This window comes from Pseudomonas duriflava, from assembly GCF_007830155.1.
Classification (GTDB): Bacteria; Pseudomonadota; Gammaproteobacteria; order Pseudomonadales; family Pseudomonadaceae; genus Chryseomonas; species Chryseomonas duriflava.
In genome coordinates this window covers 238,867-265,532 of sequence record NZ_VLKY01000003.1, presented here as the reverse complement: position 1 = coordinate 265,532, position 26,666 = coordinate 238,867, and the positions used below count along the sequence as shown (strand labels likewise).

The window sequence follows — 26,666 nt, the reverse complement described above, 5'->3', positions numbered from 1 at the left end:
GATTACGCTGGCCCTCTGTTACCAGAGACCCAGCTGCTGAACGTGCCGGATCACGCGGAACGGTTTGTGCCAAGAGATAAGGGCTTAGCCGGTTTATTGCAGTAGTAGATACCGAGCAGGACTAGGCAGCCGCCCAGAATCATCAGCGGTGTCAGCCGTTCATCCAGGATCAGCACGCCCAGCAGCACGGCCGACACTGGATTCAGTGCGATGAACACCCCGGACTGGGTCGCACCGATCCGCTTGATGCCGTCGTAGTACCAGATATAGGCCAGCGCGGAGCCTACTATTCCCAGATAAGCCAGGCTGAGGAACTGTTCCTGAGTCAGGCGGGCAATAACCGAGCCGTTCAAGTCGCCCGTGTACAGCGAGGTAATACAGAGCAGCACAGTCCCGAAAAGCACGGAAAAACTCACCGTATGCAACGGGCCGATCTGCCGCACCAACGGACGAGAAAAGACACTGTAGATTACCCAACTGACCACACAACCAAAGATCACCAGGTTACCCAACCAGCTGCTGTTCTCCGCCTGAAGGACAGACGCATCCTTACTGACAATCACGGTAGCAGCACCGATGATGCAGGCTACAATCCCGCCGGTCTTCACCAGCCCCAACCGCTCGCGGTCGATAAAAAAAGTGGTCAGGGCAATCATCGCCGGATTAAGCGCCACAATCAGCGAAGCCTGAGACGCGCTGATCATGTTTAACCCATAAAAGAAGCACAGGTTGTACGTAAAGATACCGAAAAAGCCCAACCAGAAAAGCTGAAACACCTGGCGGCCGGTTAGCGTAACGAACAAGCGCTTTGTCACAGCCAGGACGGCTACCAGGGTAAGACTGGCAAGCAGGAACCGCAGACTGGCTGACGCCAGTGGCGGCACGCCAGTGGATAGGTAGCGACCCGCCACAAACGTTCCACCCCAGATAATCGAGACGGCCGTAAGCTTGAGGTACACCAGAGCCTTGTCGTCCGCCTGGGTAATGGCTGCTGCATTGGACATGAACGCTTAACCTCGATCAGTGATTTACCAGCATGCGTTCAAGCTCTGACTGCATGCTTAAGTAGGTCTGGCAGAACACCTGCGTCATGGACAGGAGTTCGCGCTGCGCCCGGCTACCGCCCAGCATGGGCCACAAGGATTGGGAGCAGCTCAGGAGCCGCAGGCACTGGGCGTACTCTGCACGGGCGAAACAGGCAATGGCTCGCATGACATCCATACCGGCCTGATGCGTATCCGGCTCTACGCCGAAACCGTCGCTTTCGGCAATCATCTTTTCAATGAGCAAAGGCTGGTTGGCCCCGGCAAACGCGAAAGCCGCATGCATGTTGTGAAAGTGGGACGTCGAACTGCCAATGCTGCCGGACCACAGGATGGCTAGCTCTTTCCACACCTCATCGAAACTGTGGTCGTCGATATCCTCAAGCTTGAGCCGCCAGAGAAAACCGACCGCATCCAGATCCTGCTTGGCGAAACGGTCCTGCTTCAGGGCGTAAAATTCGAGAAAGGCCATTTTGGCCGCTTCCGGATTGCCTAACTTCCTGTAGGTGATTGCCAAGTGCCAGTACACATGCATGCGCATGCCGGGGTTGCGAATCCATTCTTCTTTAGTGTCTTCAAGAAAATCCCGCATCTCTTCCCACATGCCCTGCTCATGCAGCGCATGAGCTACGGCGTGGATGGCATAGATGTTATCGGGGTTACGTCTGACAGCTTCCAACCCCACCACCAGCGATTCGTCGAACAGACCGCTTTCGCACAAGACAAACGCCTTGATACCCAGATAGAAGGAGTACAACGGGTGAGACTCCTCCATGTACCCGTCGCAGAAATTGAACAGTGGCTTTAGCTCCGCGGTGCGCCCGGTGCAAAAGTCCAGCATGTGCAGGAAAAAGATCGCCTGGACATCCGTGGGATAAACCTGAATATGCGTTTTGAACAGATTTCGTGCGCCGGCGTAATCGAACGCGACCCACTTGCCAAACGCACGAACAAGCGTGGCCAGTTCGCTGGGCACGTCTTCGTCGATTGACTGCAAATAATGAGCGAACTTGTAGAGATCCTTTACTTCGCAGCCGGTAATGGCATCGAAGCCTTCGAGTATGCCTTTGAAAATGGCCTGGTAACGGTCGCCAGTTACTGCCGCGGTGGGAATTCCCCTTAACGATAGAAACGGCGCATTGATGGCTGGCCAGAGAGAAGAACACCCATCAGTCAGCAGACTGCCGTTCAACGTCTTGATCTTCATGTAAGCCCCCGTCATGTCCCTAGTCAGAGCAGGCGATGCCCTGGATATCGTTTACCCAACAACTGATCATAGGAGTGCTTCGTTACATCGTTTCGAGCGATTCAGAGAACCGCACATGCACCAGGCAAGACTGGTGGCCTGTACTAAGGCACAGGCTCTAGAAGAAGCTGAGAAAGCGAGCATTCAACCGCGTCACATGTTGTTATGGCGCTATAATCCACTAATCCCTATTCATAGAAAAATGAGCATTTCCTCATGACCTTATGCAGGTGCCATGACCTTCTCGCAGCTTGAAATCTTTGTGCTGGTAGCCGAATTGAAGGGCTTCACCTCGGCTGCCTCACGGCTGTCGATCACACAATCCGCGGTTTCCCATGCCATCAAGGCACTGGAAAGCGAGCTGGGCGTTGAGCTGATCAACCGGCATCAATCCACCCTGGAACTGACGGCGATTGGCGAACAGCTGCTCCTTCGGGCCCGCGCCATTCTTGGTCTTACCGAAACCATGCGGCAGGAAGCCAGCGATGCACGGGGTATGAAACGCGGCACGCTAAGGATTGGCTCGTTCGGCCCCACCTCCTCGGTCAAGCTGCTTCCCTTGATTCTGGACGCCTACCGGAAGGAGTATCCCGGCATCGAAGTGCATGTCGACGAAGGGCGCGACCGTGAAGTCGTACAGTGGCTACAGGATCGGCGTATCGATGTTGGCTTTGCCGTCCTGCCGGATGAGCGCTTCGATACGTTTGCCCTCGCCGAGGACCAGATGGTCGCCTTGGTCCCTGCCGCGCATCCTCTGGCTGCCAAGGCTGACATTTCGCTGAAGGAACTGGCACCCGGCCCGTTCATCATGACCGAGGCCGGTTCGGCCCAGTTGGTCGGCAACTTGTTCAACGCCGCCAAACTGATCCCCAATACCCGCTACCGCAGCACGCAACTGATCAGCACGCTGTCCCTCGTCGAGCGAGGTGACGGCGTGACGATCCTGGCCGAGCAGGCCCTCCCCTGCGTAACGGGCGAAACCGGTTATGTGAAAAGGCCCCTGCGGCCACGGGTCAAGCGCATCATCGGCCTGGCCGTGCTGGACGAGCGCCAGGTTTCCCCGGCGGCCCAGGCCTTTATCAAGATCGCCCTCAGGCTCAAACGTCAGGGCGTCCTCAAGCAGACCGAGAGCGGCTAACACTTTTGCTGCGCTATCGTCCCGAGACGGCCCGGCTGTCTTCTTGCATCAACAAGACAGACCCGCCTCACTTCGTGCAGCCATCCACAGTTCCGCTCGCCTTAAATGAACCAAATCACATTCGACGCCTCTGTTTGTGCCTCTCACAGGCCTAGCACAAACACAGACGTACCGCGGCCGTGCAGGCCATGCCACACTATTTTCATTTACAGGAGCGAAACGACGCCATGGATACACTCTCTCAGTTGCGCGCAGGCAATCTGACCGGCATCAAGCGGCTCGACCTGTCGTGCGGCCTCACAGAGTTTCCTCGCGAGATTTTCGAGCTGGCAGATTCGTTGGAAATCCTTAACCTGTCCGGCAACGCCCTGTCCAGCCTGCCGGCTGATTTTGGTCGGTTGAAAAAGCTGCGCGTGCTGTTCTGTTCGGACAATCCGTTCTCTCAGTTACCCGAAGTAATCGCCGAATGCCCGCAGCTACGTATGGTCGGGTTCAAGGCCTGTCAGATCCAACAGGTGCCCGCGGCGGCACTGTCTCCTGCGCTGCGCTGGCTGATCCTGACCAATAACCAGATAGAGCAGATGCCCGAAACGCTGGGCCAATGCAAAGATATGCAAAAGCTCATGCTGGCTGGTAACCGCCTGGCGCAGCTGCCCGAGTCCATGATCGCCTGCCATCGGCTTGAGTTGCTACGCATCTCGTCCAACCGCTTCGCCGCCCTGCCTGATTGGCTACTAACCCTGCCTCGCCTGACATGGCTGGCCTATGCGGATAATCCCTTGAGCGAAGCCCGGGAAGAAGCCAGTGTGTCGCCCAGCGCACCCGTCAACCGGATCGACTGGCACAGCCTGACCTTAAAACAGAAGCTGGGAGAAGGCGCCTCCGGCCTGATCTACCAGGCGGACTGGCAGAAAACCCCGGAAGAAACCCAAACCGTCGCGGTCAAACTGTTCAAAGGCAGCATGACCAGTGACGGAACGCCTCAAAGCGAAATGGCAGCCTCTTTTGCCATTGGCTCTCACCCCAATCTAGTCGATATAGCAGGTCAGGTCGTACATCACCCAGACGGCACCGATGGATTGGTCATGCAGCTGATCGACCCACAGTTCAAGAATCTTGCAGGTCCGCCTAGCCTGGATTCGTGTACCCGCGACGTCTACTCTGCTGACACGCGCTTTACCCTTCGTGACGCCTTGAGTCTGGCCACAGGTATCGCATCGGCTACCATGCACTTGCATGCTGCCGGTCTGCTGCATGGAGACCTCTATGCCCATAACATCCTGTGGAACGGCCGAGGTGGTGCTTTGCTAAGTGACTTTGGCGGCGCTTCCTTCCTGCCCCTCAATAACCCTACGCAGTCCCAAACCTTGCAACGCCTGGAAACGCGCGCCTTCGGCTGCCTGTTGGAAGAGCTGCTGGCTCATTGCGAGGCGACGTCTGACGAGCAAGACGCTTGGCAAGCCCTTGCGGCCTTGAAAGCGCGCTGCCTGGATACCGACGTCGCCGCACGCCCCAGCCTATCCGAAGTGTACCGAGACTTGGAAACGCTCAGTAAGCGGCTCGGCTGAACGCTAAAGGGCCGTTCGAGCGGAGCGGCCCTTTAGCGCTATCAATGTTGGCTACCGCATCGCTTTTGCTTAAAACTGCACGCCTTGCGTCAGGCCGCCGTCTACCAGAAAGTTCGTCCCGGTCGTGAAACTGGCTGCTGCGCTAGCCAGGAACACCGTGGCTTTGGCAACTTCATCCGGACGGGCCATGCGGCCCATGGGATTTGCAGCCAGGCATTGAGCAAACGTCTCAGGCGTGTCACGCTCGATCGAGCCCCAGACGCCATCCTCAAAATAAACATTGCCAGGCGAGACGGTATTAACTCGAATACCGTCCTTGGCATGCCGCACAGACAGAGTTTTACCGTAATGGATCAAAGCAGCCTTCAGAACACCGTAAGGCTCGGCAAACATATCCACTTCCCGGCCCGAGACGCTTGAAATCAAGACAATAGAGGCTGCCTTGGATTTCGTCAGATACGGCAGTGCCGCATTGACGAAACTCACCGAGCCCAGAAGATCAGTCTCGAAGGCCCGCCGCCAGGTTTCGAGATCGCCACCACCCGCCAGAGCGCTGACGTTTGGCACAATAATATCGACACCGCCCATGCGCTCGGCCGCCTCGTTGACCCAATGCGTCACCTGGGTTGGCTCGGTGATATCCACTACATGACCAAAGGCTTTTCCCTTTATCTCGGCCTCGGCCTGTCTGACGCCTGACTCGCCACGGGCGCAAAACCCTACCTGGGCTCCTTCTGCCAGAAAGCATTCAACAATGGCGCGCCCAATGCCTCGGGAGCCACCGCTGACTAAAACCTTTGCGCCTTCAAGTTCGAGGTTCATCTTTAATCCTTAAGCGAGAGCAATAAATCATCTGAAAATAGCGCCGCCCTACCCAGCCGGTTTAGAAACAAGCACCGAACTCGCGGCTTTGCTGCGCTCCGGCATAGGCTGATGCGGTTTTTAAACCAAGAGACAGTGTAAGCCCTGAAGCCTGCTAGTCCAGAAAAGGAGCGTACAGGTGCCCTGGATACGCGGCTATCGATGGGTTATGTCATGCCGGACCGCAATCGGTACTTTTCAGGACGGCGGTCAGGGGGATGCCCCAGCCCCTGGCAGGCCGGAACACCTTGCTGCGCACTACATTCGCTCCCCCCTGAAGGCCTTCATAAACCTGTGCGGCAACCAGCGCCGGGGCAGATGAATTTTCAAGGCGCCTATGGAACTCTTAAACAGAATAGGTTCCAAGCCATAGTCGCCGCGGCGTCTCGCTTTAACGGTTGATAGACAACTGCCAGGCGACTTTTGAAAAACTCATTTAAGGGACGAAAACATGCTTCAGCGTGAAAGGGATTACAGCGAAAAACGGGACTTCATCCGCATGCATATCGAAACGCCAGTTACTTTATGGCAGGCTGGACAAACCCTGGAAGGCGTTTGTAAGGATCTATCAAGCACAGGCATGCAGGTAGTCGCAGCGACCTCATTTAAAAAGGGCGACAAGATTCGGGTCAACATACCGTCCAAGCATGCCGAGCTGAAAGGGCTTGATGCTCTAACTGAGGTAGTGCGCGTCAGCGCCTATGAAGATGGCCGCCAAAACCTGGGACTGGCCATTCACTCGATGAGCTAAATAGATACCTCCTCGGGGCTGAGATAGTCAGCCCCGTCTTATCCGCGAACTTCAGTTCGCTAGCGTCCAAAGGCTCTTAACACGGCCACTTAGCCTAGGGCAGCGAAAGGGATTAGCACATCTGAACTCATGCCATTCGATGCGGATTAACCTGTTTCTGCATACGCGGGTGTGAGTTGGAATCCTCGATAATCCCCAAGCCTGAAAAGCCCACCTCAGCGCCCCAGCCTCTTTTGATGAATGTGCCTTTACGACACCCCTCCCCTAATAGCTACGAAGATTAAGCATTACGTGCTCATCAGAACGGCGGCAGCCAGCTGGCCACTGAGCGTCCCTGCTCAGGTTTGAGGTATCAAATCATGGACGCACTAATGTCCACTACGAACCTTTGCAACGGACTATTCATCAACTAACGAAACGATGGATAAGTCGCTGTTACTGGCACTCTGTAATGCTGCCGTTCAAATAGCATCACGCTAGATCCATAAGAAGAACCGAAACTGCTATCACCTTTATCGGCACGACAGCGTTTCACGCCAGCGATAACGTATCTCTCGACAAACCCCAGGCCCTTACAGGCCCATATAACAAAACGGGAGATTAGCCTTATGCTCCAGAACACCTCACGGCCGGCGCGCCAGCGCGGGCAGGCAATGGCCGACCATCGCACCCCTCTCATCAAGAACTGCTGGTACGTCGCTGCGCTAAGCAATGGATTGCCATATCCCCCGATTCCACAGTTGGTCGAGGTAAGGCCAGCCCCTGATGCCGAAAGCAGTTTTCTATCAGATTTCTCGCAGGGCTCAACGGTCGGGGCAATATCCACTGTGCATCAGCCAACGAGTACAAATCGAGCGCCTGGCCTACCAACGGATGCCCTGCGCGCACTAGCACTACTAAATCCTCTTCCAGCAAGGCCTCGCCTTGTAGCTCACTGTCCTCTGCGCGTAGCGCTCCGAAAACGAAATCCAGGTCACCGCCGCGCAGGTCTGCTTCCAGCTGTTCGAAACCGCCATCAAAGACCTCTACCTGAACCTGCGGGTATTGCTTTAGTAACTCGGCGATGGTTTCCGGAATGAGGCGCGTGCGGCCCAGTGGTAAGGCACCTATACGCACCTTCCCTCTCAAGGCGCCGGTCAGGGCGGCTAAGTCAGGTACGATATGGTTCAGCTCGTTCAGGGCGCGGCGAATGGCTGGCAGAATTGCCAGCGCGATCTCGGTTGGCTGTACGCCATGTCCTGAGCGCTCGAACAAGGCTTTGCCGGTACCGTTCTCCAAGGCTTTGATAGCAGCGCTAACGGCTGGTTGAGAAATCGCCAGGGTACGGGCTACTCGCCCCATGTTCTTCAACCGGCATAGGCGAGCAAAGACGATCAGACGCCGAGCATTGAGCAAGTACAACTGCTCATGCACGGTTACCGGCGGCTGCCCAAGCATGGCGGGTAATACGGCAAGTTCTGCAAGAATGCGCCGAGCGCGCACTAGCACACACTGTCCTTCTGCGGTCAGCTTCCAGCCGCCTGGTGCGCGCTCGAACAATGCTACACCAAGCTGCCGTTCCAACTCCTTGATACCATCATGCACCACAGACGTGGTGCGCAGCATCTTTTGCGCTGCACTGGACAGGGTGCGATAGTCTGCCACCCTGACCAAGGTTCGCAAGTGGAGCAAGCTGGGGGCTTCAGCAGGGTCAGGCAAAGGCATAGTGGGTATAGATATCAGAGGCAAATTGTTATTTTTCTACGATAAGCGCTCAGGACAACCGATAGCATTCAAGTGCCAAAACTAGCGCACTGCCATGGTCTGACCGGCATAGATACATAGTCTATTACCGGCTCGGCAAAAACTCACTCCGGAGATGGAGACCAGTTGTAAGCCGCCAGGAGGAGTCCATTCGGACGAGAATCTGAAGACAATATCCAGCCTTTACTACTCAGTCCGCTGTATTAAAAATTCGCAAGCAATGTCCTCCTAGGCGGCTTCGCGAATCAAGCGAGTTTCACTAAATCAAATGTCTTGCCACCATTATTTACCAAGCGACCATCGACGAGGCGGCCGATCTCTTTACCAGCGCCTGGCTGATCGTCGCTAATAAGGCGATCACCTTCTAGATGAGCATTCATCGGTCCCATTGAGCCGTCTGCTTGTCGATGCTGATAATCGTAGTACTTTCCCTCGATAAGCCGGCCAATCGAGTACGCGTCTTCAGGAGCTTTTACGTTATAAGCGGCAGAAGGGTCATACAAAGTCGTCATAGGTAACCCTTAACTAATAGCTGGTAGATCGCCTAGTCTCAATCGGCCTCTTCTAACTTGCCAGACCTAAGCGTTATCGTTTCCAGTGAGCAACAGAAAAGGCTGCTAGAGTAGCCTTTTTCGTAGGGGTGTACTTCACATAACGAGACTCGTGTGCAACCGCTACGCATACGGTTTCGCCGAAGGACATTCTGTTAAATGGCTGGCGACTTTAGGTATAGCGAATAGATGGTGTAGTTGTTTAGGTCGACACGGCTATTTATTGCTACGCCTGGATATGCGCTTTCTAGTTTAGCCACTGGGGTACACCCCAGCGACTACATCTAAATAGAGACGACACCTTAAATTTTAAAAGTGCGAATGAGCAGATTTCAGATTGATTTTAAAGATGAGTCTAAATTAGCAGCTCGGATAACTAGAGGAGATGCAGCGGCTGATTACCCCAAAACTGTCAAACCAGAATGTCTTGACCTCATGCGCACGAGGTAGGCATGAAGCCTTGGGATCTGCTGTTCTGCCCATATAACGTTTCAGACAGGACACTGGCCAGGCATCAAGCGTAGCTTCATGCTGTAGTCAAAATAGCGATCAGTTTCTACGATGCCTTTTGGCTTGAAGCCTGATTTGGAATACTTGAGGATTTCTTCGTCAGAAAATCCGGCTTCGTTCATTTTCTTGGGAACGCAGGCACAGATCCGGCCTGATATACCTCTTTGCGCAGCGCGCTGCTCGCACCCCTTTACCATTTTATCTATCTCAGCATTTCCAGCGAATGCGGCTGATTGGCCGAGCAATACTGAAAAAGCCAATACCAATGGTGCTACCGAGAACATACTTCTCATACTGTTCTTTTCTTCCATGTGTTAACAAAGCGATATCAGCAAAGCCTAAATGACTGTGTGATAAATATCACTATTTCTATAGCTGAATTGCCATTGGATCTTTTGAGCTTGGCTTATTGACGGGCCGAACCAATATCGGCATTCGATGTGCAAGTGCTCTATCACTTTGGCATTTCCTAATGCTATCGGGCATTGGCACTAGAAACTTTAACCGTCCAAGTAAGATATGTAGAACTTCAGCACTTCAGACAGTAGATACTGTGTCGATAGATAGGTTTATGTAATCGTTAGGAGATAGCTAAAACCACTACAGATCCTTGAATGACAGCTGCAGGCCTTTAGCACCCTTAGCTAGTCTACCCTTGCCATGAGTACCCCTGCGAGTTACAGCCATTGACCTTGGAATAAGGGAAGCTAGTCGGGCAAGAAGCCCCGCTCCGGCTCCGAGATAGGCCATCAGTAGGGCTGTGGATTGACAAGGGAATCCGGGCGGCTATGAGGGTTTGCATACATCAAGCCCGGCTTCGCAGCGAAAGTGGCCTGTTTCCGAGCCGGTTGCTGGATTCAGAGCACTTCTCTATCAGGCAGTACGCTCGAATCGTCAAGGCCTGGAAAAGCCCGTGGTCTCGATCGGGCCATATACGGCCCCTACACGATGCGCCGCACGAAAGCATCCCGGATCTATTGCAGGATAAAGAACCTGAGGGCAATTCAACGCCTGCTCGGCTATACGAAGCTCGAGAGCACAGTTCAATACCCAAGAATTGAGGTAGATGGCGCCTTGGAAATGGCGGAACAGAGTGAGGGCTGACCAGGGATAGCGGGCATTTACAAGCTGATACCCGTCGTGCATACCAAGACAGGTAAAACTAATACGCCAGTACCGAGGCGAACCTTGGTACTGGTGTATTAGACCACGTAGTGCTTAGAGCGCCATATCGTTCTCAGGCTTGCTTTCAACCGGGGCGGTTGAAGCGGCCTTAGTGGTATGGGCAACTGCTTCCTGATCGATCGCCGGAGGGGGCGACAGCTCTAGGATCTTGGAGGTGTATACCAGCTCTTGTTGGGCAGCGGCAGGAGAATCATTGAGCTTGGTTCCGTAGCTTGGAACAAACTGACGAATCTTCGCTTGCCATTCAGGCGTAGCTACCTTGTCCGTAAAGGCTTTTTCCAGCACGTTCAGCATGATTGGCACGGCAGTCGAGGCACCAGGAGAAGCACCCAGCAGGGCTGCAAGGCTGCTGTCCTTGGAAACCACTACTTCGGTACCCAGCTTAAGTACGCCGCCTTTTTCCTCATCGCGCTTGATGATCTGTACACGCTGGCCAGCCTGCCACAGACGCCAGTCTTCCTTCTTGGCATTGGGGAAATAGGCTTTCAGGGCCTCGAAGCGATCATCATCGGACTGCATCAATTGGCCGGCGAGGTATTCAACCAACGGGTACTGGTCTATACCAACCTTTGTCATCGGCCAGAAGTTATGCGTCGTCATGCTGCTGAACAGGTCGAGGTACGAGCCATCTTTGAGGAACTTGGTCGAGAATGTCGCGAACGGCCCGAACAGGATGACACGCTTGCCATCCAGCACGCGGGTATCCAGGTGCGGAACCGACATGGGTGGAGCACCGGTCGATGCAATACCGTAGGCCTTAGCCATATGCTGCTCGGCGATGGTTGCGTTTTCAGTAACAAGGAACGAGCCACCCACCGGGAAGCCTGCATACTCATTGGCTTCAGGGATGCCGGACTTTTGCAGTAGCTTCAGCGCGCCGCCACCGGCACCGATAAATACAAACTTAGCGTCGGTACTACTCGTACTGCCGTCTTTTAAGTTCTTGTACTCAACATGCCAGGAGCCATCTTCGTTGCGGGTAATGTCTTTAACTTCGCTGGAGAGCGTCAAGTCAAAGTTCTTCTTGGTTTTTAGATGGCCTACGAATTGGCGGGTAATCTCGCCAAAGTTAACGTCGGTTCCAATCGGCGCCCAGGTAGCAGCGATCTTCTGATTGGGATCGCGACCTTCCATCATCAGCGGAACCCATTTGGCGATCTGCACGGGATCTTCGGAGTACTGCATGGAGCGGAACAGCGGGCTGGTCTGCAAGGCGTCGTAGCGCTTTTTCAGGAACTCGATGTTGTCATCGCCCCATACAAAGCTCATATGCGGAGTCGAGTTGATGAACGAATGGGGGTTCTTCAACACACCGGCCTTGACCTGAGAGGCCCAGAACTGACGAGTAATCTGAAAGGCTTCGTTGATTTCGACGGCCTTGGAAATCTTGATATGACCGTTTTCGTCTTCAGGCGTGTAGTTCAGTTCGGCCAGGGCAGAGTGACCAGTACCTGCGTTATTCCAGCCATTAGAGCTTTCCTCGGCAACGCCATCCAGACGCTCAACCATTTGCATGGACCAGCTTGGCTCGAGCTCGTTGAGCCAGATGCCCAGCGTTGAGCTCATAATGCCGCCACCGATCAACAGCACATCTACATTCTTGCTTTCGGCAGCCTGCACCTGTTGCAGGGTGGCCGCTGAAATCGCTAAAGCGAACAGCGCTTTACTTGTCTTTCCTAACATAAAATCATCCACACAAAAGAATATAATCGCTCGATGCTTTTTGCCCAGCGTCTGATACTTCAGTGTTATGCCTGACGGGAGAAAGAGTGCTCTACTCAGGGATGAGCAGGCGCAGTTGAAAAGTCAGTCATTTCATGACCTCAACGTCGCTATATCTCGCGCTAGATTATTATTCTGTTGATAGGCCCAGTATCTGGAGCAACAGCCTTCGCACTGTTTTATTATGATGAGCGCAGTGAGTTATCACGCGCTGGCAACACCATTAACAACGTCGACGACCAGATTGCTTAGTCCGTCTTAGTATCAAGGTAAAAATGTCTCGATCAGTCGAAACAGCAAAATGATATCATTTATACCTCCAGTCTATATAGAACTATATAGCTTACTAACATTTATCAATATAAGATCCGCCGGGCTTATGCCTTCCTGCACTACTTTCAAGATTTGCTAACCGAACACAGCCGAATCGAGTCCGCCAAGACATCTATTGCCTTAGGCCGCGGATAACTGGCGCGCCAGGCAATTGCTATTGTCCGGTAAGGGACTGGAGGGCTGAAAGGACGTACTTCGATAACGCCCGGAGCATAGTGATGAGTATCCACAGCCGACAACGGCAGCACGGAGACGCCTAGCCCGGAGGCAACCATGTGGCGAATGGTCTCTAGCGACGATGATTCTACCTTCGACTGTTTGGATTCGACGCCTGGCTTGCGTACTGCAGGACACGCTTCTAGCACTTGATCCCGAAAACAGTGCCCCTCGCCCAATAAGAGCAAGCTTTTTTCGTCCAGGTTGGCACTGCTGATTGATGAAAGCTCAGCCCAGGGATGCCCTGCCGGCATCATTACGTAGAATGGCTCGTCATACAGTGGCTTGGTCAGTACGTCCGGCTCACTGAAAGGCAAGGCCACAATGATGGCATCGAGCGCGCCGCTACGGAGTTTATCCGCCAGGTTGGGTGTAAAGTTCTCTTCGATATAGAGCGGCATTTCTGGTGCTACTTTCTGCAGCTGCGGAACCAGATGAGGATAGAGATAGGGCCCTACGGTATAAATCGCACCGACCCGGAGGGGAGAACTCAGTTGGTTCTTGCCAGCAGAGGCCAACTCCTTGATGGCATGGGTCTGCTCCAGAACAACCTGGGCCTGGGCAACAATGGTTTCTCCGACCGGGGTCAATTGAACATTGTTTTTACTACGTTCAAAGATGAGCACGCCTAGTTCGTCCTCTAGCTTCTTGACGGCAACGGACAGGGTCGGCTGGCTGACATGGCAACGCGTGGCCGCTCGGCCAAAATGTTGCTCCTGCGCCAGGGTAACGATATAGCGCAATTCAGTGAGGGTCATACGTAGGCGATCCTTGATACCGCTCAAACGCAGCGGCAAAGATAAAAGGGAGTCTCGCGACGTATCGGCATGACTCAGGAAAACTTCAAGTCAGGCAGCCACCATACGTCCTTAATGCTCAGACCAGTAAGACCAATCATCGCTGCGTAGTAGCTAACTTATTGCCAAATACAGCCGTGCTTTGAGTCCATGCGATAAGGTACGACTCGCTTAGGCCAGTCTATTACATCGTAACTTGTCGGCCATATCTCGAGAGTGCTCTGAATTAATTTCAATTAAAATTGATGAGTGGATTTAAAGGGCAGACACCAAGCCATCCACAAGAACACTACTAGAATCAGTCAGCTCCTTTACGTGTCAGGATACGATTCTCTTATTAAACGTGTGCCCAGGAATTCAACGAGATAAGATCTATAGAAAGCTCTGCTTTATCTATTAAGGCCTCGCTAAATATGCCAAAGCAATAAATATCAATAACAAAACTCGCTTTAAAAAATCTGTATTTCAGCAAGTACGCGGCAGCTGAAATACCACAATCGAAAAAGGATATTAATCAGGCAATGAGGATAATGGAGGGCCTTGCTTTATTCGTATCCAGCACAACCCTCTCCACCACAGGACTCACACGATAGGAACATAGCCTTCAGGCTGATCGGGCCAAGGGGTAAGCACCTCGAAACCGCTCTCCGTCACTACGACCATGTGCTCCCACTGGGCCGACAATGAGCGGTCTTTGGTGATGACCGTCCAGCCATCCGGCAGTGTCCGGGTGTGGTGTTTGCCTGCATTGAGCATGGGCTCGATGGTAAACATCATTCCCGCCTGCAGTTTCAGGCCTTCGCCCCGGTTGCCGAAGTGAAGAACCTGCGGCTCATCGTGATACACCTTGCCGATACCGTGCCCGCAGTACTCACGCACCACACTAAAATTCTCGCGATAAGCAACGGTTTGTATGGCATACCCGATATCGCCCAGCGTCGCGCCGGGGCGAACCTCGCGAATTCCGGCACACATGGCCTCATAGGTAGTCTCTACCAGCCGCCGGGCATGCGGAGCCGGCTCGCCGACGAAGTACATGCGGCTTGTATCGCCGTACCAGCCATCCCTGATGACAGCCACGTCGATATTGATGATATCGCCTTTCTTCAGCACTTTTTCCGAAGGAATGCCATGGCAGATGACATGGTTGACCGATGTACAAACGGTCTTCGGGTAACCGTGATAGCCAATGTTAGCTGGAATGGCTTTCTGAACATTTACGATGTAATCGTGGCACAGCCGGTCCAATTCATCGGTCGTAACGCCTGGCTTGACGTGCTCGGAGATCATGGCCAACACCTCGGCAGCCAGCGCTCCGGCTTTACGAGCCATGGCAATTTCTGCTGCCGTCTTGATCGAAACCGCTCGTTTCATTGATCCACTCCTGCTTCAGCGGTGGTTACGTGACGTTTTGACGTGGCTTTCATTGCCACGATAGCGGCCAAGTCGAACCCACCGGCTTGCTCCATTGAAATGAGCAGCTTGCATAACTCTTGATGATTCAGCTCGGGATGCAGTTCTGCCAGCATGCCGATACGCAGCCAATGCTCCGCTTGCGCATTGATCGAACGGCAAAGAGCATTACTGGCAATCCTGAGATTTTCATGCATACCGTCCGAGACCTTTACGATACCCATAGCCTGGCCTTATACGGTTCATATACGGTTCATATATGGACCATATATTAAATGTGTCTGCTGTCAGATATCAATCTGAGACTACTCGAGCCTCTGCTAAGGTGGATTTAGAGAACAATGCCCAGGGCTATCGAATGACGACCTCGACGCGGCGATTACGCAGCTCTGTTGTTTCGGGCGGCGTCTTGATCAGTAGGTTGCGCTCACCATGGGAAGCCACCTTGAGTTCAAGCAGGTCAAGCCGCTGGGCACGCAAACGTCGTGCAACCGCCTGGGCTCGTTGCAGCCCCACCTGCTGATTGATATCAGCACTGCCTAGCGTGTCGGTATGGCCAATCACCGAGACGGCAGCCGGTTTTCGTGCGCGCAGGGTTGCCAGAATATCCTTTAACGTCTGCTCGGAATCGGGAGCAAGCCGGTTACTACCTCCGCTGAAATACAACAGGTAATGCACAGGTAACTTTGGCTGCGCAGCCAAGGCGGGGGTAAAGTCCATGAGGATTTGCTTGGGTGGCAGCGTAAACGTTCGCCCGGCATCACGGTCCAGGCTGATGGCCTTCTGGATCTGGTCAATGTGCGTAGCCCCTTGAGGCGTAGTTACGGTGACATCCCGTACCTCTCCGTAGGGGCTATCGACCAGAACCACATAGGAACTGGACGAACACCCCACCGTCACGGCAGCACTCAGGGCCAGACAGCAGGCAAAAAACCACCCATCAAGGGGCCTTCGGTTCATGCTCGACCTTGGCTAGAAACTGCGGGCTACGTGTGCTGATGGCGCCATGGGGTGTACGCACTTCAACGGCCTGAGGTGCCAACTTGCCAATCATCCCGGCTACATAATTCAGGGTGCCCCGTTCGAGCCGCGCCTGCAGCGCAAACGCATTACGGGCCGGGTCAAACGCAAAGGCATCCATGGTAAATGTCGAGTCAGGCCCAAAGGACATGACGGAGCCATCTTCCAGCGTCAGCCCCAACGAGCCCCCTTTGCCTGTTTCCAAAACCGCACCTAACACGACAGGCGTACCCACCGTGGCCGGGACGGAGATGCCCTCCGCTTGTACCGTCGCATCGCCTTGAACGGTCATGACATATCCCACAGGCACAGGCGCGCCCCAAGCGGACGCCGCCACACACGTGCCCCAGAGCCCCAGCAACAGTCCAGCATATATTTTCATAGGCAGCGAACCCGGTGTCCGTTTAAGCCTTTGTGCCGTCTCGATATCGAAGCGTTGTTCCATAACCGTATGGCGGCATGTAGCTGCTGTATACATACCGGGGAACTGCTGCGTTAGTTCCAAAACCGTGCGGTCTTCCCTCTATGGAATGCGATACAGTCGAGATTAAAGCGTAGATGGCTTACCGCTCCGACGAGGCCAGCACTTAAAGATTATTCAAGAGCTGCCAGAACGAAGCCCCTACGCCGGTAATGCTCTCACCTGCCACCAGACCAGCCGCCGTCGCAATCACGAACCGCTCGGCCAGGGCAGGCCAGCGCAGGCTGAACAGCCAGGCCAGAATCGCCCCGAGCGCCATCATCAGCGAGATGGAGGCCGGCAGGATAAAGGCCAACCCAAGTGCGGGTGCACTAGGCAGCCAGCGCAACCAGCGCTCCGTGGCGATTGCATCCAGCGCACCGAGCAGCAATCCGGCCAGACCACCCCAGAGCATGGCCCAGCGGATGCTGGGGGATAGCGCCTCCAATCCGTAGGTCAGTGTCTGAGCGACGGCCTTCCAGGTTGCCACCGCAGGCGCAGGCCACTCCTGCGTCAATAGCATGGCCTGAGGATCGGGAATCAATATCTTGTACACCATCACGCCGACCAGACTACCCGCCAGAATACCCAGGCATTGCGCGATCATCTGCTTGTGAGGCGTAGCGCCAATGGCGTGTCCCACCTTGAAATCATTCATGAGATCGGTGCACTGCCCAGCCGCTCCGCCGGCCGTGTTGGCACTCATAAGATTAATCGGCACCTGCCCAGGCGCTACAATCCCGAAACCAAGTTGGGACAATTGGCCGATAGCCCCAATGGGCGGGATACCGGTCGCGCCCACCACCCGTGCTGCCACAGCCGCCAGACAGATAGCCAAGGGCAGGCTCAACAGCGCCATGACGATATCAATGTCAAATAGCAGCATCTGGAGACACACAATCAAGAGAACGGCCAAGCCCAGGCAAAGCGCAGGAGCCCAGGCCGGTCGCTGCCCCAGTACAGAGGACGCCCGCCCCTGTTTACGCTTGCGCGTCTGAATCAGGCGCAGCGCCAGTGCCGTCAGGGTTGAACAAACCATCAAGCTCACGCCTGGCCAGAGCAGCCACTCCACCAATAGGGCAAATTGCGGCCCGGTACTGCCCGGCGGTAGCTCAACCAACCCTTGGGCTAACAGCCAAGGAGCCAGTCCACCCCAGGCCAGTACGGCACCAAACAGCAAGGTCAGCCCTACCCGCAAGCCAATGATCCCGCCAAAACCAACCAGCAGCAGCGACGGGTCGAACGTAAAGGTGAGCCGCTCCACCTGCGCCGTAGGCGCCCAGCGGGGAAAGGTCCAGTAAAACGTATCCACTATCTTGACCAGAGCGGAAAACAGCGCTGCGCCAAACAGCACAGACAACCGCTTGGCCGCCTCCTGTCCATGGCTATAGATCTGCTTCATGGTCTCCAAGGTAGCCATGCCTTCCGGAAACCTCAGCGCCCGGTCATTGAGCAGAGAGGGTCTTAGATACCAGGCGATCCAGATACCCAGAAAGCTGACCGAAAATACCCAGGCTATCAGTGGACCTGCTGCCAGCGCTTTTCCGGTCAGCAAGGTGTAGGCCGGAATTGGTGCTACCAGGCCGCCGGAGACAATCGATGCGGCAGCAGAGGCCGCCGTCTGGTTGATGTTGCTTTCATGCATCGTCCAACTGGGCTGCCGCTTGAAGCGGGTCGCCATCCCCTGCCAGAAGCCAAAGCCAATCAACAGGGCAATGATCGACATATTAAAGGACCAGCCAATCTTGAGCCCGGCATAGACGTTGGAGGGCGTCAGCAGCATGCCCAAGAGCAGGCCGGTTAATAGCGCACGCATGCTCATCTCACGCTCGATCGGCATGATCACCTCCACGAAGGGCGCGTCGCAGGCTGGCGGGGCTGCCAACATGGATACAGCGAATCGGTAAAGGCATCGGGCATTTCCTTGCAAGACATGACGTAAGTGACCTGGGTTAACGGGGCTTAACTTCAGCCAGGCGGTTAAATCGCCTCAATGAAGGACTCCTTAAAACAGCTCAAGGTCCCACGCAACGTCAATCCATCGCCTACGCTTAGTGAAATAGGCACGCCGGAGCCTCCAATGCGACGCACGCGCATAACTTGCAGCATGCTCTTTGTCTGGCTGGGATGGTTAGCCCTGTTGCTCAGCACCGTCCCGGCCTGGGCAGCCCCTGCCCCGGTGGTTGTCGTGCCCCTTCAGGGCGCGATCGGCCCGGCTACCTCTGCCTATGTTCTCCGCGGCCTCGAACAAGCCCGCGAGCGCGGCGCTCAACTGGTCGTCCTGCAACTGGACACTCCAGGCGGGCTCGATCTCGCTATGCGCGATATCATCAGAGCTATCCTGGACAGCCCCTTTCCGGTAGCCGGTTACGTAGCCCCTGGCGGCGCTCGGGCGGCCAGTGCCGGTACCTATATTCTTTATGCCTGCCATATTGCTGCCATGGCACCCGGCACTAATCTAGGAGCCGCCACTCCGATCTCGCTCATGGGGCAAGACGGCGAGAGTACCGCTGCGACGCGCAAGTCGATCAATGACGCCTCGGCCTATATACGCGGCCTCGCTGAATTACGCGGCCGCAATGTCCAATGGGCCGAACGCGCCGTGCGCGAGGCCGTCAGCCTGCCTGCGACAGAAGCCTTGCAGGAGCACGTCATTGACCAAATAGCAACTGACGTACCTGATCTGCTCACTCGCCTTGATGGCCTGTCAGTCTCCATTCATGGCGAGCAGCGTGTCCTGCACCCGCTCGGTGCCGAGCTGATAACCATCACGCCTACGTGGCATGAGCGTCTTCTTGCCCTGATCACCAATCCCAGCGTTGCACTGATTCTGCTTATGCTGGGCTTCTACGGGTTAGTGTTCGAGCTATTGATGCCTGGAATCGGCGTGCCGGGCATCATGGGTAGCATCTGCCTGCTCGTCGCGTTGTATGCCCTGCATTTGCTGCCCTTGAACTACGCCGGCGCGGCGCTGCTCCTGTTGGGCCTCGGCCTGATGGTGGCCGAAGCCATGGTGCCTAGTTTCGGCATTCTAGGGCTGGGAGGCCTCATTGCCTTTGCTAGCGGTGCCTTCATGCTGATTGACACCGAAGCCCCTGGCTTTGGTATTTCCCTCTGGTTGATCGCCAGTCTGGCTCTTCTGAGTGCTCTGTTTCTGGCCGTTATCGTTGGGATGGCCTTACAGGCTCGCCGGCAAAAGGTCGTGACCGGTGACGAAAAATTGACCGGCACCCTGGCTCAGGTCATCCAACTCCAGGACAACGACGTTTACCGCGGCATGGCCATTGTTCGCGGAGAGCAATGGCAGATTCGCAGCACAGCCCCTCTACACCCAGGCCAGACGGTTCAGATACAGGCCCGGCATGGACTCGTTCTGGATGTTGCTATTGTCAATGAACCTCACCCAGGAGAATCCTGATGCAAATTGGATTCAGTATTTTCGCAATTTTTCTGCTGTTCCTACTGATTGCCTTTTCCTTGCGTATCCTGCGCGAATACGAGCGAGGGGTGGTTTTTCAACTAGGCCGCTTTTGGAAAGTCAAAGGCCCTGGGCTCGTCATTATCATTCCCGGCGTGCAGCAGATGGTCCGGGTCGACTTACGCACCCGTGTGCTAGACGTCCCCTCGCAGGATGTTATCTCACGGGACAACGTGTCCGTCGCCGTAAACGCAGTGGTGTACTTCCGCGTAATCGATCCGGCCCATGCGATTATCCAGGTCGAAAATTACAACGCAGCAACCAGCCAGCTGGCCCAAACCACCTTGCGCGCTATTCTGGGCAAATACGATCTCGATACCATGCTGGCCGAGCGGGAAAAGCTCAACTCGGACATTCAGCACGTACTCGATGCGCAAACCGACGCCTGGGGCATCAAGGTTGCCAATGTCGAGATCAAGCACGTAGACATTGACGAATCCATGGTACGCGCCATTGCCAAACAGGCCGAGGCCGAACGTGACCGGCGTGCCAAGATCATTCATGCCGATGGCGAACTGCAAGCCTCGGAAAAACTAGCCCAGGCCGCCGAAAAGCTTGGCCGTCAGGAAGGAGCCATGCAGTTGCGCTACATGCAGACATTAAGCGGGCTCGCATCGGACAAGAGTTCGACAATTATTTTCCCAGTCCCCATCGACCTGTTGTCCGGCTTTCAAAGCATTCGAACAAAGGCCTCATCGGACAAGTCATCATGAGCCCCGATCAAGCCAGGCTTTAAAACCAGGTTTGAGTAACCCATCACAACTAGTGCTTGAACATCTCAGTCGATAGGAAACTAATGATCCTGTCTACCCACAATGATCGCGAGTTTTTCCGAGGCTTTCCTCGGAGGGATTGTTAATCATGCTGTCATAGCCCATCGCTCAGACACAGAGCAGGCTTTATGGCTTGCCAACAGCGGGACGCCTTTCAAGCGGGCTCGTTGTTAACAAGCCATACGCAGTACCCGCATTATTCAAGGATATTGTTCATGGAATGGCTTCACGTCCTGATTCTTTCATTGACCCAGGGCATCACCGAGTTTCTTCCCGTTTCATCGTCCGCTCACCTGATCCTGCCTTCCCAATTATTAGGGTGGCCTGACCAAGGGCTGGCGTTCGACGTTGCCGTACACGTCGGCACCCTCCTGGCCGTTATTCTGGCCTTTCGTCATGAAGTTCTGGCCACGGCAACCGGCTGGACGCGTCACCTGATAACACGCCAGCCCAGCGCTGAGAGCCGCCTGGGCTGGGCTATCATCATCGGCACGCTGCCGGCAGCTCTGGCTGGCCTACTGCTAGAGGATGCTATTGAGCAGTACACCCGTTCCGCCCTGGTGATTGCCAGCTCTACTATCGTGTTTGGCCTGGTGCTATGGTGGGCCGACGCGAAGGGCCAACGCGTCAAGGAAATGGATCGTCTGGGGTGGTCATCCGCCCTGCTGATCGGCCTGGCCCAGGCATTGGCACTTATCCCCGGTACGTCCCGCTCCGGCATCACCATGACCGCAGCCCTGCTCCTAGGCTTTACACGCCAGGCGGCGGCGCGCTTTTCGTTTCTTTTGTCCATACCGCTGATTCTCGCTGCGGGTGGACTTAAAACAGTGGAACTCATTCAAGCGGGTACGGACGCTCAATGGGTCGACATCGCCTGAGGCATAGGGCTTTCCTTCTTTTCAGCGCTACTCTGTATCAAACTGTTCCTCAAGGCACTGGACCGGATCGGCATGCTGCCATTTGTGATCTATCGCCTGATTCTGGGTATGGCACTGTTCGCCCTGTTTCTCTGATGCAATAGCGGAAAAAGGCCAATCCTTGGATTGGCCTTTTTTACGAACTGAATTTAGGTCAATTCGGGCCGACTGTAGTACAGCTGTTGCTGCTGTCTATGTACTTTTTCAACGTTGCCCATTGTGGACGAGCCTGGCCATTGACCGGCTCGACAGCCAGCTTGTTGCTGCCCCAGCCAGGGCCGGCTGCCCAGTAAGTTGCCGGCATGCAGTTCTGCTTTAAGTAAGCGAGCAGATTATCCATAGCCGTCAGCCAGCGGCTGTCGTCGTCCGGCACACCAAACTCGCCGATAAGGCCTTTACGGTTGTTCTTCTGAAGCCACTCTACAAACGGCTTGACGCGGTACACGCCAATCATAGTATTGAATTGACTCATATCCTCGGCGTTGTAGGCGCCACTGCCATCCTTGTCGAAGTACACATTGGCAGAAAACAGGATGTTGTTTGCCGAATCCTTGAGGTTCAGCAAGCCATCACTGTAGTACGGCCACAATGAGGCATTCGATAAAGCATCGCTTTCGATGATGACTGGATGGGTACGGTCTACCGTCCTCACGCCGTTGATACCGTATTGAGCAGCTTGAGCCCAGTACTTTTCCGTGCCGTATGGCTTGGCCATGATGTCATAACCATAGAGCGCCGGGTGACTGGCCCAGCGGTAGGCGAGTCGGTACATCACATCGTGGTAGTTGGCCAGGGTCACCTTGCCGGCACCGATGATTTCGCCCTTATAGCGCGCGGAGTTTTGCAGAACCAGGATAACCTTGATGTTGTATTTTTGCGCCAGATTCATGGTCTGTTGGACTAGCTGCACATGGGCCGGGTCTAGCATATTGTTCAGCTTCGGCTGGATGCGCTCCCAGAGAATAGGGAACCGGATGAGACGAACCCCCTTCTCACTCCATTCCTTAAAATACGATTCGCTAGGGAAGATGTAATTAGTCCCGTTCACACCAGGTAGTACTTGCGGTGCAAAACTGGCGCCTGACAGGTTCAGGCCTACCAGATCAAGCTCGCTGGTGGACGATGAGGTAGAGCTTGACACTGTAGTGACTGTGGATGCGGAACTACCGCTGGTACCTGACGTACCGCTCGAACTAGACGTCGTAGTAGAGCCCGAGCTGCTTCCCGTGGAGCTTGACGAACTGGAGCTGGACGTTCCGGACGTAGCCGAGTTTGCCGAGGTAGATGATTCGGAAGTGCTACTGGCTGAAGACGAGTCTGTAGTCGCGGTGCTGCTGCTTGATGTAGATGTAGATGTACCAGACGACGAGGACAAACTTGAACCAGAGGTTCCCGTGGACGTCCCGGACGTAGCAGAGCTTGCCGAAGTAGATGACCCTGAAGCGCTGCTCGACGTGGAAGAATCAGTAGACGCGGCACTGCCGCTCGAATCAGATGCGGTGGTAGTGCCCGAGGTGCTCGAAGTAGACGTATCGGATGAGGCATCTGAGCTAGCGGTTTCGGTGGACGCTGTGGATGTCGACGTGTCGGAAGAGCTGGTCGAGGTGGATGCAGCGGTCGAATCGGAAGAACTGGAGGTGCTGGAAATCGGTCCGATCGAGGTACAACTGGTGTTGTTAACGTACTTTTTCAGCGTAGCCCATTGAGGCCGTTCTTGACCATTCACCGGCTCTACTGACATGAAGTAACTTCCCCAACCCGGACCAGCCGCCCAATAGGAAGCCGGAATGCAGTTTTGCTTCAGGTAGGCCAGCATGTTGTCCATTAGCAAGTTCCAGCGAGAATCATCGTCCGGTACGCCGAACTCGCCAATGTAGCCGCGCTTGCCATTTTTCTTTAGCCATTCCACAAAGGGCTTGACCCGTTCGACGCCATACATCTCGTCAAGCGTACTCACATCAACGCTTTCATAGCTGCCGCCCGCGTTTTCATCAAAATACGAGTGCGCCGAGAAGATGATGTTGTTGGACGGATCCTTCAGGTTTAATAACGAATCATTCCATTCAGCCCAACGTGTGGCGCTGGCCCAGCCATTGCCCTCGACAATGATCGGACGCACCGTATCGACCGCACGCACGCCGTTGATACCGTACTGGGCGGCGGTTGGCCAGTAGGCCAGCGCCCCGTTCGGCTCATTCATGATGTCGTAGGCGTACAGAGACGACTGGGTACTCCAACGTTGAGCAATCTTGGTCATGATCTCCTGGTAGCGGGCATACGGAACGCTGCTCGTACCAATAATCCGGCTGCGGTACCTTGCGTAATTATGCAAGTCGAGAATGATTTTGACGTTGTACTTTTCAGCATAGGTAAAGGTACGGTCGATCAACCCCGCATAGGTCGAATCCAGCGCGCCCCCTAAAGTCGGCTGCAATCGCTCCCAAATAATCGGAAAGCGAATCAACGTGATGCCCTGGCTGCTCCAGTATTTGAAATGCGATTCACTAGGGAAGATATAGTTAGTGCCGTTAACGCCAGGTAGCACGTGAGAAGCAAAACCGGCTCCAGACAGGTTCAGTCCGACCAGATCGATGCCCGCTAACGATTTAGGCGTAACAAAGAGAGTTGCCAGTAAGGGCAAGGTACACCGCTTCATCCACTTAAAAGCCAGACTGCGGTACTGCTTACTTGAGCTTTTCATGATTTCCCCAATCGATAACTAATAGAAAAGAGCCCTTTCAGAGCAGCGCACTTCGGCCTGGATCAATACATATAATCCATTCCGACAAGCCTGACCTTTATTGACGCACACGGCGTTATTTGATGTTTTATTGGGAGGGCTTTGGCACGCCAACATAAATAAAGAGAAAAACATGCCAATATTTAACCATAAGAAAAACGATATTAATTTGATATCAAATTAGTTATATAAAAATAAAATCCTTGTAAATCAGTATGTTAAATAATATTTATCTGTTCAAATAAATAACTTTATATTGATAAACGTGATCCAAACTGCCCTATCTAGCTCATTAAATTTTAAATAGATCACATATTTATCGGAACAACTTATCAACACACTATAGGCACCCTTAAAAATTATTTATTTATTCTAAGATACAAACAGCCTATTATTACTGTATGCCGTTACGCTTTACGACCAGCATTGACCTTTTTTGTCACCTATCTTTTAAAGGCAACCATTAGAATCTGATCATTTTATAATCAGCTTATATATAGATAATTAAGTAACTTTTATTTAGCAGCACGCCGCTTTTTCTACCCCAGACATTCAGGCCCTGTCAGCTCACCGGTTTAGCGGCTTAAGCGACCTTTCGGCTCGAATCGATTGATTTTTTCTTTCTTACGCGAATAATTCTCATTTTTTAATCAGGCGAAGCGGCCATGGCGACACGCGACGTGAACACTGCTCATTGGTTGAGTATGCTGTATCGCAGCCATGGCGATTGGCTTGCCGTCTGGCTACGCAGGCAGACCGGGTGCTCTCACCGTGCTGAAGACTTGTGCCAGGACACCTTCGTGCGCTTGCTGAACAAGGCTGAACGCCCTGTTCTGCGTGAACCCCGGGCCTTTCTGATCAATATTGCCAAAGGCTTGTTGATCGATCAGTACCGGCGTGCGCAGCTTGAACGCAACTATCTGGAAGGCTTGGCGAACCAGCCGGAGGACATCCATCCCTCTCCTGAAGAGCTGGCGATTCTGGTCGAGGCTTTGGCTGAGGTGGAGCGCCTGCTCGGAACACTGTCGCCTAAAGCCCGAGCGGCCTTTTTTTATAATCGCCTCGATGGCCTTACGCACGCCGAGATCGCAACGCGTCTGGGTGTATCCGTACCTCGGGTACGCCAGTACATCGCCCAAGGTCTACGACAGTGCTACATCGCGCTATACGGAACCCCGCATGAGTCAATCTGACCCGGTCAGCCGCCACGTACTTGATCAGGCCATCGATTGGCAACTACGCTTTGGTGAGATTCATGATAACCCTGAGGATCTGAGCGCCTGGAAGGCCTGGTTGAACGCGCACCCTGAACACCTCCGGGCCTGGGAACAACTGAATGGCATCGAGCGTTACCTCACGGCAGCTAAACCACCTATGGCACGACAGACGCTTCTCAAGCGCCCTTCGACTCTACAGCGTGGACGTACCCTTCTATCTCTTGCCGTAGTCGTCCTGCTTGGCCTGGCGGTTACTGATCGCTATGTGCCGTTGCGCTATGCCTTAGCTGATGCTGTCACTCCCACCGGTGAGCAGCGCGTGCTGACGTTGCCGGACGATACGCGCCTGACCCTGGCCGGACGCAGCGCGTTAGACATCCGCTTTGATGCGCAACAACGCCGGATCGTGTTACGCACCGGTGAAATACTTATCGAAACCGGGCATGGCGATACGCGCCCCTTTATTGTCGAAACGCCAGCTGGCCACCTGCGTGCCCTCGGGACCCGTTTTATCGTAGCCGAAGAGCCTCGCGGCACTCGCCTGACCGTTTTGCGCTCCGCCGTAGCCGCACATCCTCGCCATGGGCTCGCCGAAGCGGTTATCCCGGAAGGCGATGCCGTGTTGATGACTCCTGATCAGCTCGATGAGTTTACTCACGCCGCGCCAGGGGCCGCCGCCTGGGCTCAGGGCATGCTGGTGGTGGATAACGAGCGACTCGACCAGGTCATTGCGGCTCTAGGCCGCGAGCGGGTGGGTTTGCTAACCCTTGATCCACAATTAGCGGACCTGCGAGTCACGGGTAGTTTTCCATTGCACGACACGGAGCGGGCACTACGAGCCCTGTCTGCCAATATCCCGATTCGCATCGAGCGGCATACCCCTTTCTGGCTCGCTGTAAAACCTGATTTTTAAGCCAGTTATAAAGGCTCGTGGCCTTGTTACGGCGCCTTACACAGGATGTAAACCGGCAGCGTTGTGGCATT

Annotated in this window: 22 protein-coding genes and 3 pseudogenes; 10 read left to right on the top strand and 15 right to left on the bottom strand. The window is 54.4% G+C overall.

Annotated features, from left to right (window positions below; all coding sequences use genetic code 11):
- Window positions 1–50: 50 nt before the first annotated feature.
- Window positions 51–1,004, bottom strand: coding sequence for a DMT family transporter (locus IQ22_RS05700; RefSeq protein ID WP_145139388.1), 954 nt, complete (start codon window positions 1,002–1,004; stop codon window positions 51–53).
- 16 nt (window positions 1,005–1,020) lie between these two features.
- Window positions 1,021–2,250, bottom strand: a complete 1,230-nt coding sequence (locus IQ22_RS05695) for a tetratricopeptide repeat protein (RefSeq protein WP_145139386.1) — start codon at window positions 2,248–2,250, stop codon at window positions 1,021–1,023.
- Window positions 2,251–2,524: 274 nt separating this feature from the next.
- On the opposite strand from IQ22_RS05695, the gene IQ22_RS05690 reads away from it, so the two are divergent.
- Together IQ22_RS05690 and IQ22_RS05685 are read left to right on the top strand one after the other, a co-directional pair.
- Entirely contained in the window at window positions 2,525–3,427 is a 903-nt protein-coding gene (locus tag IQ22_RS05690) for a LysR family transcriptional regulator (RefSeq protein WP_145139383.1), read from the top strand.
- A 227-nt stretch (window positions 3,428–3,654) separates the two neighbouring features.
- Window positions 3,655–4,995: a leucine-rich repeat-containing protein kinase family protein gene (locus IQ22_RS05685; protein ID WP_145139381.1), complete on the top strand. Its 1,341-nt coding sequence runs from the start codon at window positions 3,655–3,657 to the stop codon at window positions 4,993–4,995.
- 69 nt (window positions 4,996–5,064) lie between these two features.
- Here the strand turns inward: IQ22_RS05685 and IQ22_RS05680 are convergent, their stop codons facing one another.
- Window positions 5,065–5,817 (bottom strand): SDR family NAD(P)-dependent oxidoreductase, encoded by a 753-nt coding sequence (locus IQ22_RS05680; RefSeq protein ID WP_145139378.1) that lies wholly within the window; start codon window positions 5,815–5,817, stop codon window positions 5,065–5,067.
- Window positions 5,818–6,307: 490 nt separating this feature from the next.
- On the opposite strand from IQ22_RS05680, the gene IQ22_RS05675 reads away from it, so the two are divergent.
- On the top strand, window positions 6,308–6,607 hold the full coding sequence (locus IQ22_RS05675; protein ID WP_145139375.1) for a PilZ domain-containing protein: 300 nt from the start codon (window positions 6,308–6,310) through the stop codon (window positions 6,605–6,607).
- A gap of 678 nt (window positions 6,608–7,285) precedes the next feature.
- On the opposite strand, the gene IQ22_RS05670 is transcribed toward IQ22_RS05675, so the two are convergent.
- The 3 genes from IQ22_RS05670 to IQ22_RS05660 form a co-directional block, all read right to left on the bottom strand.
- Window positions 7,286–8,311: a LysR family transcriptional regulator gene (locus IQ22_RS05670; RefSeq protein WP_145139372.1), complete on the bottom strand. Its 1,026-nt coding sequence runs from the start codon at window positions 8,309–8,311 to the stop codon at window positions 7,286–7,288.
- A 284-nt stretch (window positions 8,312–8,595) separates the two neighbouring features.
- Window positions 8,596–8,862: a hypothetical protein gene (locus IQ22_RS05665; protein ID WP_145139370.1), complete on the bottom strand. Its 267-nt coding sequence runs from the start codon at window positions 8,860–8,862 to the stop codon at window positions 8,596–8,598.
- A gap of 530 nt (window positions 8,863–9,392) precedes the next feature.
- Window positions 9,393–9,722: a hypothetical protein gene (locus tag IQ22_RS05660; RefSeq protein WP_145139367.1), complete on the bottom strand. Its 330-nt coding sequence runs from the start codon at window positions 9,720–9,722 to the stop codon at window positions 9,393–9,395.
- A 483-nt stretch (window positions 9,723–10,205) separates the two neighbouring features.
- Here IQ22_RS05660 and IQ22_RS23520 point away from each other — a divergent pair.
- Window positions 10,206–10,515, top strand: a pseudogene (locus IQ22_RS23520) (tyrosine-type recombinase/integrase); the annotation flags it as partial.
- A gap of 114 nt (window positions 10,516–10,629) precedes the next feature.
- Here IQ22_RS23520 and mqo read toward each other — a convergent pair.
- The 7 genes from mqo to IQ22_RS05620 all read right to left on the bottom strand — a co-directional run bounded on the left by mqo (window position 10,630) and on the right by IQ22_RS05620 (window position 18,397).
- The gene (gene mqo, locus IQ22_RS05650) at window positions 10,630–12,279 is read right to left on the bottom strand and encodes a malate dehydrogenase (quinone) (RefSeq protein ID WP_145139365.1); all 1,650 of its coding nucleotides are present in this window, start codon (window positions 12,277–12,279) and stop codon (window positions 10,630–10,632) included.
- A 437-nt stretch (window positions 12,280–12,716) separates the two neighbouring features.
- On the bottom strand, window positions 12,717–13,625 hold the full coding sequence (locus IQ22_RS05645) for a hydrogen peroxide-inducible genes activator (protein WP_145139362.1): 909 nt from the start codon (window positions 13,623–13,625) through the stop codon (window positions 12,717–12,719).
- Window positions 13,626–14,246: 621 nt separating this feature from the next.
- Window positions 14,247–15,038 carry a type I methionyl aminopeptidase gene (gene map / locus IQ22_RS05640; protein WP_145139359.1) on the bottom strand — a complete coding sequence of 264 codons (792 nt, stop codon included), beginning with the start codon at window positions 15,036–15,038 and terminating at the stop codon, window positions 14,247–14,249.
- On the bottom strand, window positions 15,035–15,301 hold the full coding sequence (locus tag IQ22_RS05635) for a ParD-like family protein (RefSeq protein ID WP_145139356.1): 267 nt from the start codon (window positions 15,299–15,301) through the stop codon (window positions 15,035–15,037). Before IQ22_RS05635 ends, map begins: the two co-directional genes overlap by 4 nt.
- Window positions 15,302–15,428: 127 nt before the next feature.
- Complete coding sequence (locus tag IQ22_RS23515; RefSeq protein ID WP_145139353.1) at window positions 15,429–16,037, bottom strand: OmpA family protein; 609 nt, start codon at window positions 16,035–16,037, stop codon at window positions 15,429–15,431.
- Window positions 16,018–16,575, bottom strand: coding sequence for a FecR family protein (locus IQ22_RS05625; protein ID WP_244308961.1), 558 nt, complete (start codon window positions 16,573–16,575; stop codon window positions 16,018–16,020). The genes IQ22_RS23515 and IQ22_RS05625 overlap by 20 nt, the downstream gene beginning before the upstream one ends.
- 109 nt (window positions 16,576–16,684) lie before the next feature.
- A complete protein-coding gene (locus tag IQ22_RS05620) occupies window positions 16,685–18,397 on the bottom strand; it encodes an OPT family oligopeptide transporter (RefSeq protein ID WP_425298843.1) in 1,713 nt (570 codons plus the stop codon).
- Window positions 18,398–18,637: 240 nt separating this feature from the next.
- Here IQ22_RS05620 and IQ22_RS05615 point away from each other — a divergent pair, with 240 nt between their 5' ends.
- The 3 genes and pseudogenes from IQ22_RS05615 (at window position 18,638) to IQ22_RS05605 (ending at window position 21,821) form a co-directional block, all read left to right on the top strand.
- Window positions 18,638–19,975, top strand: a complete 1,338-nt coding sequence (locus tag IQ22_RS05615; RefSeq protein ID WP_244308959.1) for an NfeD family protein — start codon at window positions 18,638–18,640, stop codon at window positions 19,973–19,975.
- Complete coding sequence (locus tag IQ22_RS05610; RefSeq protein WP_145139347.1) at window positions 19,975–20,748, top strand: slipin family protein; 774 nt, start codon at window positions 19,975–19,977, stop codon at window positions 20,746–20,748. Before IQ22_RS05615 ends, IQ22_RS05610 begins: the two co-directional genes overlap by 1 nt.
- Window positions 20,749–21,023: 275 nt before the next feature.
- Window positions 21,024–21,821: pseudogene (locus IQ22_RS05605) on the top strand (undecaprenyl-diphosphate phosphatase).
- Between the two features lie 58 nt (window positions 21,822–21,879).
- Here IQ22_RS05605 and IQ22_RS23935 read toward each other — a convergent pair.
- Window positions 21,880–22,866 carry a glycoside hydrolase family 5 protein gene (locus tag IQ22_RS23935; protein ID WP_342212449.1) on the bottom strand — a complete coding sequence of 329 codons (987 nt, stop codon included), beginning with the start codon at window positions 22,864–22,866 and terminating at the stop codon, window positions 21,880–21,882.
- Window positions 22,867–22,870: 4 nt separating this feature from the next.
- Between IQ22_RS23935 and IQ22_RS23930 the strand changes: the two genes are divergently transcribed.
- Window positions 22,871–23,431: a hypothetical protein gene (locus IQ22_RS23930; RefSeq protein ID WP_342212450.1), complete on the top strand. Its 561-nt coding sequence runs from the start codon at window positions 22,871–22,873 to the stop codon at window positions 23,429–23,431.
- 116 nt (window positions 23,432–23,547) lie between these two features.
- Here the strand turns inward: IQ22_RS23930 and IQ22_RS23925 are convergent.
- Window positions 23,548–24,381 (bottom strand): annotated as a pseudogene (locus IQ22_RS23925) (glycoside hydrolase family 5 protein); the annotation flags it as partial.
- A 749-nt stretch (window positions 24,382–25,130) separates the two neighbouring features.
- Between IQ22_RS23925 and IQ22_RS05595 the strand changes: the two are divergent.
- Together IQ22_RS05595 and IQ22_RS05590 are read left to right on the top strand one after the other, a co-directional pair.
- Window positions 25,131–25,658, top strand: a complete 528-nt coding sequence (locus IQ22_RS05595) for a sigma-70 family RNA polymerase sigma factor (protein ID WP_145139344.1) — start codon at window positions 25,131–25,133, stop codon at window positions 25,656–25,658.
- A complete protein-coding gene (locus IQ22_RS05590; protein ID WP_145139341.1) occupies window positions 25,645–26,595 on the top strand; it encodes a FecR family protein in 951 nt (316 codons plus the stop codon). The genes IQ22_RS05595 and IQ22_RS05590 overlap by 14 nt, the downstream gene beginning before the upstream one ends.
- The last annotated feature ends 71 nt before the right edge of the window (window positions 26,596–26,666 follow it).